This is a genomic window from Mesorhizobium sp. M8A.F.Ca.ET.161.01.1.1 (assembly GCF_004792105.1).
In the GTDB taxonomy this organism is placed as follows: Bacteria; Pseudomonadota; Alphaproteobacteria; order Rhizobiales; family Rhizobiaceae; genus Mesorhizobium.
In genome coordinates this window covers 533,356-547,797 of sequence record NZ_SRTD01000002.1, presented here as the reverse complement: position 1 = coordinate 547,797, position 14,442 = coordinate 533,356, and the positions used below count along the sequence as shown (strand labels likewise).

Below are 14,442 nucleotides of genomic sequence, written 5' to 3'. Positions count from 1 at the left end.
CGGAGCCCGGCGGGAGAGATCTTGATGAGGAAATACGCGTATTTCGCAGCCGTGCTGGGTGCTGCCTGTATCGCAGGCCTGCCGGCCATGGCGGCGCAAACCAAGAGCGACAAGGTGACGGCAACGCCGCCCGCCGCGGCTGACGCGCCGCAGCTGCCCGGTGGTGCTTCGGCCTTGTCCGAAACCCATGGCGACTGGACGGTCAATTGCCAGATATCGGGCACCAACAAGGTCTGTAGCCTGTCGCACCAGCAGTTCAACAAGCAAAGCAACCAGCGGCTGCTGGCGATCGAGCTGTCGAGCAAGACCGGCGAGGATGCGACCGGAACCCTTGCCCTGCCGTTCGGCCTGGCGCTTGCCAAGGGCGTCACGCTGACCATAGACGACCAGAAGCTCGACGGCAGCCTGCAGTTCAACACCTGCCAGGTGGTCGGCTGCCTGGTGCCGGTGGCGTTCGATGCCAATGTCACGCCGCTGCTCAAGAACGGCACCACGCTCAAGATCGATGCGTTCGCGGCGGATACGGGGCAAGTCGTAAGCTTTTCCATTCCGCTCAACGGCTTCGGTGGGGCGCTTGCCCGCACCGCGGAGCTTTTGGCCAATTGACGGCTTGGACCGTCACCGCAAGCGACAGGGGTTGGCGGTAAATGCTTGCGCCGACACTTGTCAGACGACGATCGTTTTCAACCGCTCGGCGATGAGCGCGGCGAGCCGCGCCGCCACCTCGTCCTTGGTCATTTCAGGCCATTCCTCGACGCCGGCCTTCGACACGATCCGCACCCGGTTGCGATCGCCGCCCATCACGCCTGAAGGACCGATACCGCTGGCCTGCGACACATCGTTGGCGACGATGAGATCGGCGCCTTTCTTCCTGAGCTTGGCCTCGGCGTTGCGCAAGAGATCCTGCGTCTCGGCGGCAAAGCCGACGACCAGACCTGGTCGCTGCTTGTGGTGGCCGATGCCCGCCAAGATGTCGGGGTTCTCGACCATGCGCAGCACCGGCGGGCCTTCGCCCGCGACCTTCTTGATCTTCTCGCCGGCCGAATTCTCGGTGCGCCAGTCGGCAACTGCGGCGACGAACACCGCGGCGTCGGCGGGCAGAAGCTGTTCCACCGCGTCGCGCATCTCCTGCGCCCGTTCGACATGGACGGTCTTCACCTCGGCCGGATCGGCGATGCCTACGGGACCGGAGACGAGGCGCACGTCGGCGCCGAGCCTCGCCAATGCCGCGGCGATGGCGTGGCCCTGCTTGCCGGACGACCGGTTGGCGATATAGCGCACGGGATCGATCGGCTCGTGTGTCGGGCCTGACGTGACGATGATCTTGCGCCCCGCCAGCGGCTTGGGGCCGGCATCGAGCAGCGCCTCGACCGCGGCGACGATCTCCAGCGGTTCGGCCATGCGGCCTTCGCCGGCCTCGTTGCTCTCGGCCATCTCACCCTTGGCGGGGCCGACGAAGGCGATGCCGTCCTTGCCCAATGTCGCGCGGTTGCGGCGGGTGGCAGGATGCGACCACATCTTCGGGTTCATCGCCGGGGCCATCAGCACCGGCTTGTCGGTGGCGATGAGCACGGTCGAGGCCAGATCGTTGGCGTGGCCATTGGCGAGCTTGGCCATCAGGTCGGCGGTGGCGGGCGCCACCACCAGGAGGTCCGCTTCGCGCGACAGCCTGATGTGGCCGACATCGTGTTCATCGTTGCGGTCGAACAGGTCGGTGAAGACATGGTCGGCGGAGAGCGCACCGACCGACAGCGTCGTCACGAATTCCCGCGCCGCCGACGTCATGACCACCCGCACCGCCGCACCACGCTCGCGCAGCCTGCGGATCAGGTCGAGCGCCTTGTAGGCGGCGATGCCGCCGCCGATGATCAGCAGGATGCGTTTGTTGGAAAGCGTGCCTCGCGGCAAACTCTTGCCTGCCAAGGCTGACGCCGGGGTGCCTTGCGAATTGGCCAGTTCGTGGAGGGCTTTCTCGATCTGGTCGAGACGGCCTACCGGGCCGACCTGGCCGTCGACAGCGGCCCGGATCATCACCCGCGCCTGTTCTTCCATGGAGCGATCGTTTTCCGCCGCCAGCCGGCGCAGCAGCTCCTTGACCTCATCGTCAAGGTTGCGGATGGTGATGCTGGCCATATGATTGCACTCTACTCATCTTGCCTGATAGCGATGATAGCAATGCAATCAAACTGCCGCAAGCCGCCGGCCCCCCTCGGAGGCCTAAAGTAGCTTCCAGGCAATATAGACCAGCGTCAGCGCGATCACCCACAGCGCCACGCGGCCGGATCGGCTGTAGCGCGCCTCGGCCTTGCCGATGGCGCGGGCGGTGGTCTCGTCGAAGCGCAGCCCGTGCTCCGCCATCAGGTCGATTTCGCGTGACAGCCGGTCAGTGCGCGCCGCAAGCTCCGGTGCCTGGCGCACCAGCGCCAGCAGCGCCTTGGTTCCGTCGCGGGCATCCACCATAAGACCGCGCGGCCCGAGGTTACCGGCGATCCAGCCGCCGACAACCGGTTCGGCGGTCTTCCACATGTTGAAGGCCGGGTCGAGCGTGCGCGCCACGCCCTCGACCACCACCATGGTCTTCTGTAGCAGGATCAATTCAGGCCGCGTCGCCATGTCGAAGAGTTCGGTCACCTCGAACAGCAGCGTCAAAAGCTTGGCCATCGAAATCGTTTCGGCGGGCTGGCCGTGGATCGGCTCGCCGATCGCACGGATCGCCTGCGCGAAGGCAGAGACATTGTGCTGGCGCGGCACATAGCCGGCCTCGAAATGCACCTCGGCGACGCGCAGATAATCGCGTGTGATGAAGCCGTAGAGGATTTCGGCGAGGAAGCGGCGCTCCTTCTTCCCGAGGCGCCCGGCAATGCCGAGATCGACGGCGACGATGGTGCCGTTTGCCTCGACGAATAAGTTGCCCGGATGCATGTCGGCATGGAAGAAGCCGTCGCGCAGCGTATGGCGCAAGAAGGACTGGATGAGGTTGGCGGCGATCGCCTTCAGGTCATGGCCGGCGGCTTCGAGGCCGGCGATGTTGTTCATCTTGATGCCGTCGACCCATTCCATGGTCAGCACGTCGCGGCCGGTGCGCTCCCAGTCGACGGTTGGGACACGGAAGCCGGGGTCATCCCTGGTGTTCTCGCCGAGTTCGGAGAGTGCCGCCGCCTCGAGGCGCAGGTCCATCTCGATCCTGGTGGTCTGGGCCAGCGTCTCGGTCACTTCGACCGGCCGCAGCCGGCGCGAGGAAGGGATGTATTTTTCCTGCAGGCGAGCAGCGAGAAAATAGCTTTCGAGATCGTGGAAGAAGCGGCGGCGAACGCCCGGCCGGATCACCTTCACCGCCACCTGGGTGGCCACGCCGTCATGCATGGTGTCGGCGGTATGCACCTGGGCGATGGATGCGGCCGCAACGGGATCGCCGAACCGCGCATAGAGATCGCCCACCTTGCGCCCGAGCGAGGCCTCGATGGCCGCGATCGCTTCGGCCTTCGGGAAGGTGTGCATTTTGTCCTGCAGCATGGCGAGATCGAGCGCCATGTCGTTGCCGACGACATCGGGCCGCGTCGCCAGGAACTGGCCAAGTTTGACGTAGGAAGGGCCGAGCCGGACCACCGCCTTCGCCAGCCGATCGCTGCGCTCATAGGCGAGCGCGCGGCGGCGGGTGAACAGCCGCGCCAGCCGCCAGCCGAATTTGGGCAGGCCGGACAGTTCCTCGCCGGGCAGAGCAGCGACGACGCCCTCGCGCACCAGCACCCAACCGGCCCGTATGAGCCGGAATCCCGCGCTGACGGTGCTCATGGCCGCGTCCGCCCCACCGGTTCATCGAACTGGCGCAAGGCGCGTCGCGTGCAGGAGATGGGCGACGGCTTCAAAGCTTCCAGCCCGAATGCAGGGCCGCTATGCCGCCGGAATAGTTGCGGAAGGAGACGCGCTCGAAGCCGGCGCGGGAAATCATCGCCGCGAAGTTTTGCTGATTGGGGAATTTCGCGATCGATTCGACCAGATAGGAATAGGGCTCGCCGTCGCCGGTGACCATCTTGCCGATCTTGGGAATGGCATTGAACGACCAGGCTTCGTAGACCTTGTCGAGCAGCGGCATCTCGACCTCGGAAAACTCCAGGCACAGGAGGCGGCCGCCGGGCTTCAGCACACGGAACGCCTCACCCAGGGCCACGTCGATATGCGGGACGTTGCGAATGCCGAACGCGATGGTGTAGGCGTCGAAACTGGCGTCAGGGAACGGCAGTTCCTCGGCGTTGGCCTCGACGAAGTCGGTGTTGCCGGACAATCTCTTCTTTTCAGCCCTGTCGCGGCCGACGGCGAGCATCGAGCCGTTGATGTCGAGCACGGTGGCATGCGCATGGCCATGGCTGGCATCGACGATGCGGAAGGCGATGTCGCCGGTGCCGCCGGCAACATCGAGCACGCGCCAGCCGGCGCGCTTGGGCGGATTGAGCCAGGCGACCATGGCGTCCTTCCACAGCCGGTGCAGGCCGCCTGACATCAGGTCGTTCATCAGGTCGTAGCGGTTGGCGACCTTGTGGAAAACATCGTTGACCAGGGACTGCTTCTCGCCTTCCCCTACACGCTTGAAACCATAGGAGGTTTCCATGCCGCCGGCGGCCGTGGTTCTCTCAACTGACATTTTTTTGATCCGTCATAAAACCGGCGGGACCATAGCCGATCGATGATGCGGGCGCTATTGTTTAAGGCGCGGTGTTCAGCCGCGCTTCCAGGTGGTGGGTTTCAAGACCTGGACTGACCGACGGGATGTTTGAATGCCTTTGAAAGCGGAACTGCACTGCCACATTGAAGGGGCAGCGGCGCCCGAGCTCGTCATCCGGCAGGCGCAGAAATACGGCAAGGATACCTCGCCTTATATCCAGAACGGTTCCTTCGTCTGGCACGATTTCACCTCCTTTCTGGCGGCCTACGACTTTTCCGCCGACCTGTTCCGGACCGAGGAGGATTATGCGCGGCTGGCCGACCATTATCTGACCAGCCTGGCCCGCGACGGGGCAATCTACTCCGAGGTGTTCACCTCGCCGGACCACGCGACGAAAGCCGGGCTGTCACCCAAGGCCTACACCGACGCGCTCGGCGAAGGCATGCTGCGCGCCAAGGCCAAGACCGGCATAGAGGGCCGCATGATCGTCACCGGCGTGCGCCATGTCGGCGTTGAATCGATAGAGCGGGCGGCACGCTTCGCGGCGCGCTGCGGCCATCCGCTGGTCACCGGCTTCGGCGTCGCCGGCGACGAGCGCATGGGCGACATGGAAGACTATGTCAGGGCGTTCGAGATCGCCCGCGAGGCGGGGCTCGGCATCACCATCCATGCCGGCGAACTGACGGGCTGGGAGACCGTCCAGGCGGCACTCGACCATATCCGCCCATCGCGCATCGGCCATGGCGTGCGCGCCATCGAAAACCCCGACCTTGTCCGGCGCATCGCCGACGAGGGCGTCGTGCTGGAGTGCTGCCCCGGTTCCAACATCGCGCTCAAGGTGTTCGACAGTTTCGCCGATCATCCGTTTCCGGCCCTGCAGGCGGCGGGCTGCAAGGTGACGCTCAACTCCGACGACCCGCCCTATTTCTGGACCTCGCTGAAGCGCGAATACGACATCGCGGCGGAGCATTTCGCGATGAATGAGAAAGCGCTCGCCGCGGTCACCAGGACGGCTATCGAGGCGGCTTTCGTCGACCGCAAGACCAAAGCAGCGCTTCTTGGCCGGCTGAACAGCGCCGCTCGCTGATTTCTTCCGACAAAGCTGTGGTCGATGCGGGCCAAGCGGTTCCTTGGCCGGTCCAATACCGCTAGGGTTCGCCCAAGCAGCTTGAAGCGCGACAGGTCCGAAAGGGTCCATGCGCGCGGTTTCGGGCGACACCGCATCAGGAGAACATCATGAAGGGCGTCACCGTCGTCGACCATCCGCTTGTCCAGCACAAGCTGACCATCATGCGCAAGAAGGAGACCTCGACGGCCGGCTTCCGGCGGCTGCTGCGCGAGATATCGCTGCTGCTTGGCTATGAGGTCACCCGCAATCTCGAATTGACGACGACAACGATCGAAACGCCCATGGAGACGATGGAAGCTCCGACGCTGGAGGGCAAGAAGCTGGTGTTCGCCTCGGTGCTGCGCGCCGGCAACGGCTTGCTCGAAGGCCTGCTCGACCTGGTGCCGGCGGCCCGCGTGGCCCATGTCGGCCTCTACCGCGATCACGAAACGCTGGAGGCTGTCGAGTATTTCTTCAAGGCGCCAAGCGATCTCGGCGACCGGCTGGTCATCGTCGTCGACCCGATGCTGGCGACCGCCAATTCGGCGATCGCGGCGATCGACAAGTTGAAAGAGCGCGGCGCCACCAACATCCGCTTCCTGTGCCTGCTGGCGGCGCCCGAAGGCATCGAGCGCTTTACCAAGGCACATCCGGATGTCCCGGTCTTCACCGCGTCCATCGATCGCCAGCTCAACGAGAAGGGCTACATCATGCCTGGTCTCGGCGACGCCGGCGATCGCATGTACGGGACGAAGTAATACCAAGCAAAGTGCTTGGTATGATTTACCAAATGTTTACGCAAAGACGCGGTTTCGGCACGCGTTAAAGCGGCAAACACCATCCAGCGCTAATGAATCGGCTCTCACTACAGCGCCGTGCGTCCATTCGGACGCACAAAAGGACGCTGTAGCACTTTGTTTTTTGCGCATGAGCCTTTCCGAAAATCGATCTCGATTTTCGGGGTCATGCGGCGAGGCCGATCCATGCTGCGCAAGCTCCTTATCCTCAGCGTCTTTGCCGGTGCGTCGGCATCGATCCCGGTTGTCTACCAGTCGAATCCGCGAATATTCGAAAACCTGCTGAGATCGACGGTAACGGCCAAGCCTGGGGCCGAGACGCAACCCGAGGTCAGCCTGGCGTCCGCTCCCGACAAGCCGGTGGCGCCGCTGCCAACCGGCCGCAAGGTCGTGGTTGCGGCGGACGGGCGCGGACACTTTTCGTCCACCTTCAGGCTCAACGGCCGTCAGGTCGACGGCATGATCGACACCGGTGCGACGCTGGTGGCGGTCAATATGTCGACGGCACGCCGGATCGGGCTGTCGCTCAATCCCTCCGATTTCAGCCACGAGGTCAACACCGCCAACGGCACCATCAAGGCAGCCGTGGTGATGATCGACCGCCTGCAGATCGGCAGCATCAGCGTCGACGGAGTGCAGGCGATCGTGCTCGACGACAAGGCACTGGGCACCAACCTGATCGGTATGAGTTTTCTCAATCGGCTCGGCAAATACCAGGCCGAGAACGGCACGCTGCTGTTGGTTCAGTAGGGTGCAGTCAGCCGCGCGGCAGAATCCGCCGGATGACCGACTTGTCGGCGGACGGCTTCGAAGCACCGATCGCATAGGCTGAAAGCACCGCCGCGGCTGCCGCTTCGGCATCGGACGGTGAGCGGGCATGGATCAGCGCTAGCGCGTCTCCGGCTTTTACTTCCGCGCCTATGGGCAGCAGCCTGGTGATGCCGACGGCGGAATCTATCTTGTCGTCGGGCCGGGTGCGCCCGCCGCCCAGCCCGACCACGGCGAGGCCGATGTCGCGGGTGGCTATATTCGTGACGAAACCCTCTGTCGTCGCCTTGACGGCGAATTCCGTTGCCGCCTCGGGCAGGTATTTTTCCGGCTTCTCGATGAAATCGGCCGGACCGCCAAGCTCGGTCACCATGCGCGCGAAGGTGGCGGCGGCACGGCCGCTGGCCAGCGTCTCGGTGGCGCGACGCATGCCGTCCTGGTTGGACGATACCAGCCCCGCCGACTGCAGCATTTCAGCGGCAAGCGCCAGCGTCACATCCTCCAGCCGCCGGTCACGCAAGCGGCCGGTCAGAAAATCGACGGCATTGCGCACCTCGACCGCATTGCCGGCGGCCGAGGCCAGCGGTTCGTTCATGCCGGTGATCAGCGCCGAGACCTTCAGCCCAGCCCCGCCGGCGACCTCGACCAGGCTGTTGGCGAGCGCGGTCGCATCACGGGATTTCTCCATGAAGGCGCCGTTGCCGACCTTGACGTCGAGCACCAGCGATTGCAGGCCCGCCGCGAGCTTCTTCGACAGGATCGATGCAGTGATCAGCGGCACCGATTCCACGGTTCCGGTCACGTCGCGGATGGCGTAGAGCCGGCGATCGGCGGGTGCCAGATCAGCGGTCTGGCCGATGATGGCGCAGCCCGTTTCCAGCACCGCCTTGCGGAACAGCGCGATGTCGGGCTGGCTGGTGTAGCCGGGAATGGCATCCATCTTGTCCAGCGTGCCGCCGGTATGGCCGAGGCCTCGGCCCGAGATCATCGGCACATAGGCGCCGCAGGCGGCGACGATCGGCGCCAGCATCAGCGAGACATTGTCGCCGACGCCGCCCGTCGAATGCTTGTCGGTGACGGGGCCTGGCAAATCCGACCAGTCGAGCACGTCGCCGGAATCGCGCATGGCAAGCGTCATCGCCACGGCCTCGTCGCGGTTCATGCCGTTGAAGAACACCGCCATGGCGAAGGCCGCGACCTGGCCGTCGGTTACGGTGCCCGACGTCACGCCGTCGATGAAGGCGGCGATCTCGTGAGGCGCCAGCCTGTGGCCGTCGCGTTTGTGACGGATGATTTCCTGGGGAAGCATCAGCTCTCCAGCAGCCCGTCACGGAACACGCGCTGCAGCACCGTTGCCAGCCGCGATCCGCCAACCGGCGCCATGTCCTTGGTTTCCTGGTGCGAAAGCTCGGCTCCGGTCATGCCGGCGGCCAAATTGGTGATGACCGAGCAGGCGGCTACGCGCAGACCGAGGAAACGGGCGAGAATGACTTCCGGCACGGTCGACATGCCGACGGCGTTGGCGCCCATGGTGCGCGCCATGCGGATTTCGGCCGGCGTCTCGAAGCAGGGGCCCGAGAACCACATATAGACGCCCTTGTGCAGCGCTGTGCCCGTCGCCTTGGCCGCGCGTTCGATCGCGTCACGGATGCCGGCATCGTAGGCTTCGGTCAGGCCGACGAAGCGGCGGTCGCTCGGCTCGCCGATCAGCGGATTGGTGCCGGAGAAGTTGATGTGATCGGTGAGCAGCATCACCGAGCCCGGCGGCATGTCCGGATCGACCGAGCCGGCTGCGTTGGTGAGGATCAGTTTTGTGATGCCGATGCCGGCAAGCACTTCCAGCACCGGACGCATCGCCGCGGCGTTGCCATGCTCATAGTAGTGGGCGCGGCCGGACAGCATCAGCACCGGAACGCCGGCAAACAGCCCGGCGACCACTTCGCCGGCATGGCCGCTGACACCGCTTCTGGGAAAGCCGGGCAGGGCGGCATAGGAGACGCGGATGGGATCCTCGATCCGGTCGACAAGGTCGCCCAGCCCCGAACCCAGCACCAGCGCGGTCGACGGCGCCAGGCCGTCCAGCCTTTCGATAAGATGGTCCAGCGCTTTTTCCGTCATCTCGGCCTACGCTTCATTTGAGCCAGCTTTGCATGTGAGCCAACGCGTCATTTGAGGATATCGCCGCGAAAGCCATAGGGCAGCATGTCGCCCATGGTCACGGTCTCGGCCACGCCGGTGTTGTCGCAGAGGTAGAGTTTCGTTTCCGGGCGGCAGAATTCGGCCAGCCGCTGACGGCAGCCGCCACACGGCGAGCATTTCGCCATGCGTTCGGCAAGGACGGCGATTTCCACGATCTTGCCGCCGCCGCCCATGATGTAGTGGCCAAGCGCGGTGGTCTCGGCGCACCAGCCCTCGGGATAAGAGGCGACCTCGATGTTGGCGCCGGTGAAGACGCGCCCGTCCTCGGTGCGCAAGGCGGCACCCACCGGGAATTTCGAATAGGGCGCATAGGCCTTGGCCATGGCGGCCTTGGCCGCTTCGAACAGATCATGCGACATTCAGGTGTTCTCTCCGATGATCGTGTCCAAAACCCGGCGTGGGGAGTCTTGTCCTAGCGTTCCTTGACGTAAGGCACGCCGCCAGCGCGCGGCGGGATGGCCTTGCCGATGAAGCCGGCGAGCAGGATGACGGTCAGCACATAAGGCAACGCCTGCATGAACTGCACCGACACCTTGCCAACAATGGGCAGCGGTGTCCCCTGCAGGCGGATCGACGCCGCGTCGAGGAAGCCGAACAGCAGGCAGGCGAACATGGCGTTGACCGGCTTCCATTTGGCGAAGATCAGCGCGGCCAGCGCGATGTAGCCCTTGCCCGCCGTCATGTCCTTCACGAAGCCGCCATTCTGCACCATCGAAAGATAGGCGCCGGCGAACCCGGTCAGGATGCCGGTGCAGATCAGCGCCCGATAGCGCAGCCAGGCGACCGAGATGCCAGCCGTGTCGACCGCGGCCGGATTTTCGCCGACCGCGCGCAGCCTGAGGCCGAAGCGCGTGCGAAACAGCACCCACCAGGTGAACGGCACCATCGCAAAGGCGAAATAGACGAGGATCGAATGGCCGGAGATCAGTTCGGCGTAGATCGGACCGATGATCGGCACGTCCCTGGCCGCGTCGGCGCCAGGCCAGATGATCGCCTCGAACCGCTCGCCGGGTTGCAGCGCCGGCGTGCGGCCACCCTGCTGGAACCAGGCCTGGCCGAGGATGATGGTCGATCCGGCGGCGACGAAGTTGATCGCCACGCCCGAAACGATCTGGTTGCCGCGATGGGTGATCGAGGCAAAGCCGTGCACCAGCGCGAAAGCGACAGAGATCAGGACCGCCATGCCGAGACCGATAAGCGCCGAGTGGAACACGGAAGCCGCGGCAGCCCCCGCGAAGGCGCCGACCAGCATCTTGCCTTCGAGGCCGATGTCGAAAATGCCGGCCCGCTCCGAATAGAGGCCGGCGAGGCAGGCAAGCAGCAGCGGCACCGACAGGCGGATGGTCGAGTCCAGCACCTGGATGATTGCGTTGAAGATGTCCATCTCAGGCGCCCTTCCCGTTGACAGCCTGCATGCCCACCGATTTCGGGCTGAACGAGGCGAACAGAGCCTGGATATAGGGCCTGAACATGTGCTCCAGCGCGCCGGCGAAAAGGATGACCAGGCCTTGAATGATGACGATCATGTCGCGGCTGATCGCCGGCATCTCGAAGGCGAGTTCGGCGCCGCCCTGGTAGAGCATGCCGAACAGGATCGCCGCCAGCACGATGCCGACCGGATGCAGGCGGCCCATCAGCGCCACCGCGATGCCGACGAAGCCGGCGCCCGAGACGAAGTCGATCGCGACATTGTGCTGGTCGCCCATCACCGGGTTGAGCGCCATCATGCCGGCCAGCGCGCCCGAGATCATCATGGCGGTGATGATGATGCGCGTTTCCGAAATGCCGGCATAGCGGGCCGCCTTCGGGCTGTGGCCATAGGTGCGCATCTCGTAGCCGAGCCTCGTGCGCCAGATCAGCAGCCAGACCAGGAAGGCCATCGCCAGCGCCAGCAGGAAGCAGATGTTGAGCGGGGCCGAGCGGATCTTGGCGCCGAACAGTTCGATGATCCAGTTGAGCTTCGGCAGTTCGGCGCCGGCGAGGAAGTTGCGCGTCTGCGGCGCCTGCGACCCTGCCGGTTTCAGCGGACCGACCAGCAGGTAGACCATAATCGAGGCGGCGATGAAGTTGAACATGATCGTGGTGATGACGATGTGCGAGCCGCGCTTGGCCTGCAGGTAGGCGGGGATCAACGCCCACAACGCGCCCACGAGCGCCGAGGCCACGATGGCCAGCGGAAAAGTCAGCCACCAGGGCAGTGTACTGTCGAAGGAAAGACAGACGATGGCGATGCCGAGGCCGGCGATGTAGGCTTGGCCCTCGGTGCCGATGTTGAACAGGCCGCAATGCGCCGCCACCGCCACCGAAAGCCCGGTGAATATGAAGGTCGTGGCATAGAAGAGGGTGAAGGCGATGCCCGTTCCCTTGCCGAAGGCGCCTTCGACCAGGATGACGGCGGCGCGGAACGGGTTTTCGCCGACCAGCATGACGACGAAGCCGGCGACGATGAAGGCGACCGACAGGTTGATCAGCGGGATCAGCCCGTAGTCGGCCCAGGCCGGCAATTTGGCGTAAGGCGTGCTCATTGCGCGGCCTCCTGATGCTCGACACCGGCCATCAGCAGGCCAAGCTCGCCTTCGGTCGCCTCGGGGCCGCGCTCGCCGACGATGCGGCCGGCAAACATCACCAGGATGCGATCGGAGAGCGAACGGATCTCGTCGAGTTCGACCGAGACCACCAGCACCGCCTTGCCCTGGTCGCGCATGGCGATCAGGCGCTTGTGGATGAATTCGATGGCGCCGACATCGACGCCGCGCGTCGGCTGGCCGACGATCAGCACGCCGGGGTCCTGTTCGATTTCGCGCGCGAGCACGATCTTCTGCTGGTTGCCGCCGGAAAAATTGGCCGTCTTCAGGCGCGGGTTGCCGGGACGAATGTCGTATTTCTCGATCTTGTCCTTGGCATCGGCCATGATGGCGTCGATGTTGAGGAACGGTCCCCTGAGGTAGCGGGGATCGTCGTGGTAGCCGAGGATGGAATTCTCGTTTTCCTCGAAGGCCAGCACCAGACCGACATGGTGGCGGTCCTCCGGCACGTGGGCGAGCCCGCGGTCGCGCAATTCGCCGGGATCGGCCTTGCCGGTGAGATCGATCGGCTTGCCCTCGAGCATTACGGAACCGGAAACGGCGTGCCTGATGCCGGAAATCGCCTCGAGCAATTCGGATTGGCCGTTGCCGGCGACGCCGGCGATGCCGACGATCTCGCCGGCGCGCAAGTCGAAGGAGACGTCGTCGACCATGGTGACGCCGCGGGAATCCCTGACCGTCAGGTTCTTGACCGCGAGCTTGACGGCACCGGCCTCGGCGTCGCCCTTTTCGACCCGGAGCAAGACGCGCCGCCCGACCATCAGCTCGGCCAGCTCCTCGACGGTGGTTTTCCTGGTCTCCCGGGTCGCCACCATCGTGCCCTGACGCATGACCGACACGGTGTCGGTGATGGCCATGATCTCGCGCAGCTTGTGGGTGATCAATACCACCGTCTTTCCCTGTTCCTTCAACTGTCTGAGGATGCGGAACAGGTGGTCGGCCTCGGCCGGGGTCAAGACGCCCGTCGGCTCGTCGAGGATCAGGATTTCGGCGCCGCGATAAAGCGCCTTCAGGATTTCGACGCGCTGCTGCAGGCCGACCGGCAGTTCCTCGATGATCGCATCGGGATCGACTTCCAGCCCGTATTCGCGTTCCAGCCGGTCAAGCTCGGAGCGCGCCTTGGCGATGCTGCTCTTCAGAAGCGCATCGGTTTCGGCGCCGAGGATGATGTTCTCCAGCACCGAGAAATTGTCGACCAGCATGAAATGCTGGTGCACCATGCCGATGCCGAGCGCGATCGCGTCGTTGGGGGTCTTGATCGACGCCGGCTTGCCGCCGACACGGATCTCGCCGCTGTCGGCCTGGTAGAAACCGTAGAGGATCGACATCAGCGTCGACTTGCCGGCTCCGTTCTCGCCGACGATGCCGTGAATAGTGCCGCGCGCGATCTCCAGATTGATGTCGCGGTTGGCGCGCACCGCGCCAAAACTTTTGTTGATGCCTGTCAGTTCGATTGCGGCTTGCGCCATGCAGCCTGTCCCACTCTTATTTTTTTATCGCTTGGTCAAAATGCCTAGCATGACGCTCCGCCCATGCCAATTGTCCGGAGCAGCGTCCACTCTCGACAAATCCGCGCGCGCTTGTCAATTTCGAACGTGGCCGAAGCTCTCGCATTCGCTAATATGGCGAGGTCGATTTGACGTTGCGGCGCAAGGTGTCGCGGCACGAACTGGGGACTTTGCATGATCATGCCCGCCGACCGGCTGACGACGCTGGAAATCCGCGCCGCCGAGCAGGAGAAGACCATCGAGGAACTGTCGGGCCAGATTGCCGAGCAGTGGAAGGTGATCGAACGCATGCAGCGCAAGCTCGATGCGTTGACCGACCGCTTCCTGGCCCTTGAAGAGCAGGCGGCACCGGATGTGCCGGTGACCAAACCGCCACACTGGTGAGGAGAAGGGGAGGGGCCTGGCCATGGCCGGTGAAAGCGACCGCATCGCAAGGGCCGGCGATTATGTGCTGGGCCTGATGAACGATGCCGAGCGCGAGCGGGCCGAGCGCGATCTCGAGATCGACCCTGCCTTCCGCGACGCGGTGGTGCAACTCGCCGAACGCATGCATGTTTTCGACCGTGCCGAAAAACCAGCTGGCGCCAATCATTGGGCGCTGGTCACGCAACGCCTCGCCGAATTGCCGCAAATGCGCAGCGTTGGCCTGGGCGGCAACGATGCCAAACCGCCGACAGTGATCCGAAGCCTGTCCCGACAGCCGTACGGCGTTGGCGTGCACGCGCTGGGCGGCAAGCGTGGGTACGTGGTCGCTATGGCACTGATCGCGGCCTTCGCGCTGGGTTATCTCGCCGGCAAGCTGTAGGCCGACACAAAA

The 14,442-nt window shown here is 64.5% G+C and carries 15 protein-coding genes; 6 read left to right on the top strand and 9 right to left on the bottom strand.

Annotated elements, in window-relative coordinates:
- Nucleotides 1–24 precede the first annotated feature (24 nt).
- Nucleotides 25–606, top strand: coding sequence for an invasion associated locus B family protein (locus tag EN804_RS07655; RefSeq protein WP_135919039.1), 582 nt, complete (start codon nt 25–27; stop codon nt 604–606).
- A gap of 60 nt (nt 607–666) precedes the next feature.
- On the opposite strand, the gene coaBC is transcribed toward EN804_RS07655, so the two are convergent.
- The 3 genes from coaBC to ubiE all read right to left on the bottom strand — a co-directional run bounded on the left by coaBC (nt 667) and on the right by ubiE (nt 4,639).
- Complete coding sequence (coaBC, locus tag EN804_RS07650) at nt 667–2,133, bottom strand: bifunctional phosphopantothenoylcysteine decarboxylase/phosphopantothenate--cysteine ligase CoaBC (RefSeq protein WP_210236363.1); 1,467 nt, start codon at nt 2,131–2,133, stop codon at nt 667–669.
- 84 nt (nt 2,134–2,217) lie between these two features.
- Nucleotides 2,218–3,792 (bottom strand): 2-polyprenylphenol 6-hydroxylase, encoded by a 1,575-nt coding sequence (ubiB, locus tag EN804_RS07645; protein ID WP_135865708.1) that lies wholly within the window; start codon nt 3,790–3,792, stop codon nt 2,218–2,220.
- Between the two features lie 70 nt (nt 3,793–3,862).
- The gene (gene ubiE / locus EN804_RS07640; protein ID WP_127280961.1) at nt 3,863–4,639 is read right to left on the bottom strand and encodes a bifunctional demethylmenaquinone methyltransferase/2-methoxy-6-polyprenyl-1,4-benzoquinol methylase UbiE; all 777 of its coding nucleotides are present in this window, start codon (nt 4,637–4,639) and stop codon (nt 3,863–3,865) included.
- A 133-nt stretch (nt 4,640–4,772) separates the two neighbouring features.
- Between ubiE and EN804_RS07635 the strand changes: the two genes are divergently transcribed.
- The 3 genes from EN804_RS07635 to EN804_RS07625 all read left to right on the top strand — a co-directional run bounded on the left by EN804_RS07635 (nt 4,773) and on the right by EN804_RS07625 (nt 7,315).
- A complete protein-coding gene (locus EN804_RS07635) occupies nt 4,773–5,747 on the top strand; it encodes an adenosine deaminase (protein ID WP_127280962.1) in 975 nt (324 codons plus the stop codon).
- A gap of 149 nt (nt 5,748–5,896) precedes the next feature.
- On the top strand, nt 5,897–6,526 hold the full coding sequence (upp, locus tag EN804_RS07630; RefSeq protein WP_027143010.1) for a uracil phosphoribosyltransferase: 630 nt from the start codon (nt 5,897–5,899) through the stop codon (nt 6,524–6,526).
- Nucleotides 6,527–6,751: 225 nt separating this feature from the next.
- On the top strand, nt 6,752–7,315 hold the full coding sequence (locus EN804_RS07625) for a TIGR02281 family clan AA aspartic protease (protein ID WP_135919038.1): 564 nt from the start codon (nt 6,752–6,754) through the stop codon (nt 7,313–7,315).
- Nucleotides 7,316–7,322: 7 nt separating this feature from the next.
- Here the strand turns inward: EN804_RS07625 and deoA are convergent, their stop codons facing one another.
- The 6 genes from deoA to EN804_RS07595 are packed head-to-tail and all read right to left on the bottom strand — an operon-like array spanning nt 7,323 to nt 13,586.
- Nucleotides 7,323–8,642, bottom strand: a complete 1,320-nt coding sequence (gene deoA, locus EN804_RS07620) for a thymidine phosphorylase (protein ID WP_135919037.1) — start codon at nt 8,640–8,642, stop codon at nt 7,323–7,325.
- A complete protein-coding gene (locus EN804_RS07615) occupies nt 8,642–9,451 on the bottom strand; it encodes a purine-nucleoside phosphorylase (protein ID WP_135919036.1) in 810 nt (269 codons plus the stop codon). The genes deoA and EN804_RS07615 overlap by 1 nt, the downstream gene beginning before the upstream one ends.
- Nucleotides 9,452–9,498: 47 nt before the next feature.
- On the bottom strand, nt 9,499–9,891 hold the full coding sequence (gene cdd / locus EN804_RS07610) for a cytidine deaminase (protein ID WP_127280033.1): 393 nt from the start codon (nt 9,889–9,891) through the stop codon (nt 9,499–9,501).
- A gap of 53 nt (nt 9,892–9,944) precedes the next feature.
- Entirely contained in the window at nt 9,945–10,916 is a 972-nt protein-coding gene (locus EN804_RS07605; RefSeq protein ID WP_127280034.1) for an ABC transporter permease, read from the bottom strand.
- A gap of 1 nt (nt 10,917) precedes the next feature.
- Nucleotides 10,918–12,057 carry an ABC transporter permease gene (locus EN804_RS07600; RefSeq protein WP_127280035.1) on the bottom strand — a complete coding sequence of 380 codons (1,140 nt, stop codon included), beginning with the start codon at nt 12,055–12,057 and terminating at the stop codon, nt 10,918–10,920.
- Complete coding sequence (locus EN804_RS07595) at nt 12,054–13,586, bottom strand: ABC transporter ATP-binding protein (RefSeq protein ID WP_127869965.1); 1,533 nt, start codon at nt 13,584–13,586, stop codon at nt 12,054–12,056. Before EN804_RS07595 ends, EN804_RS07600 begins: the two co-directional genes overlap by 4 nt.
- Nucleotides 13,587–13,802: 216 nt before the next feature.
- On the opposite strand from EN804_RS07595, the gene EN804_RS07590 reads away from it, so the two are divergent.
- Both EN804_RS07590 and EN804_RS07585 read left to right on the top strand, forming a co-directional pair.
- On the top strand, nt 13,803–14,009 hold the full coding sequence (locus EN804_RS07590; protein ID WP_123151274.1) for a SlyX family protein: 207 nt from the start codon (nt 13,803–13,805) through the stop codon (nt 14,007–14,009).
- A 22-nt stretch (nt 14,010–14,031) separates the two neighbouring features.
- Entirely contained in the window at nt 14,032–14,430 is a 399-nt protein-coding gene (locus EN804_RS07585) for a hypothetical protein (protein WP_135919035.1), read from the top strand.
- Nucleotides 14,431–14,442 lie beyond the last annotated feature (12 nt).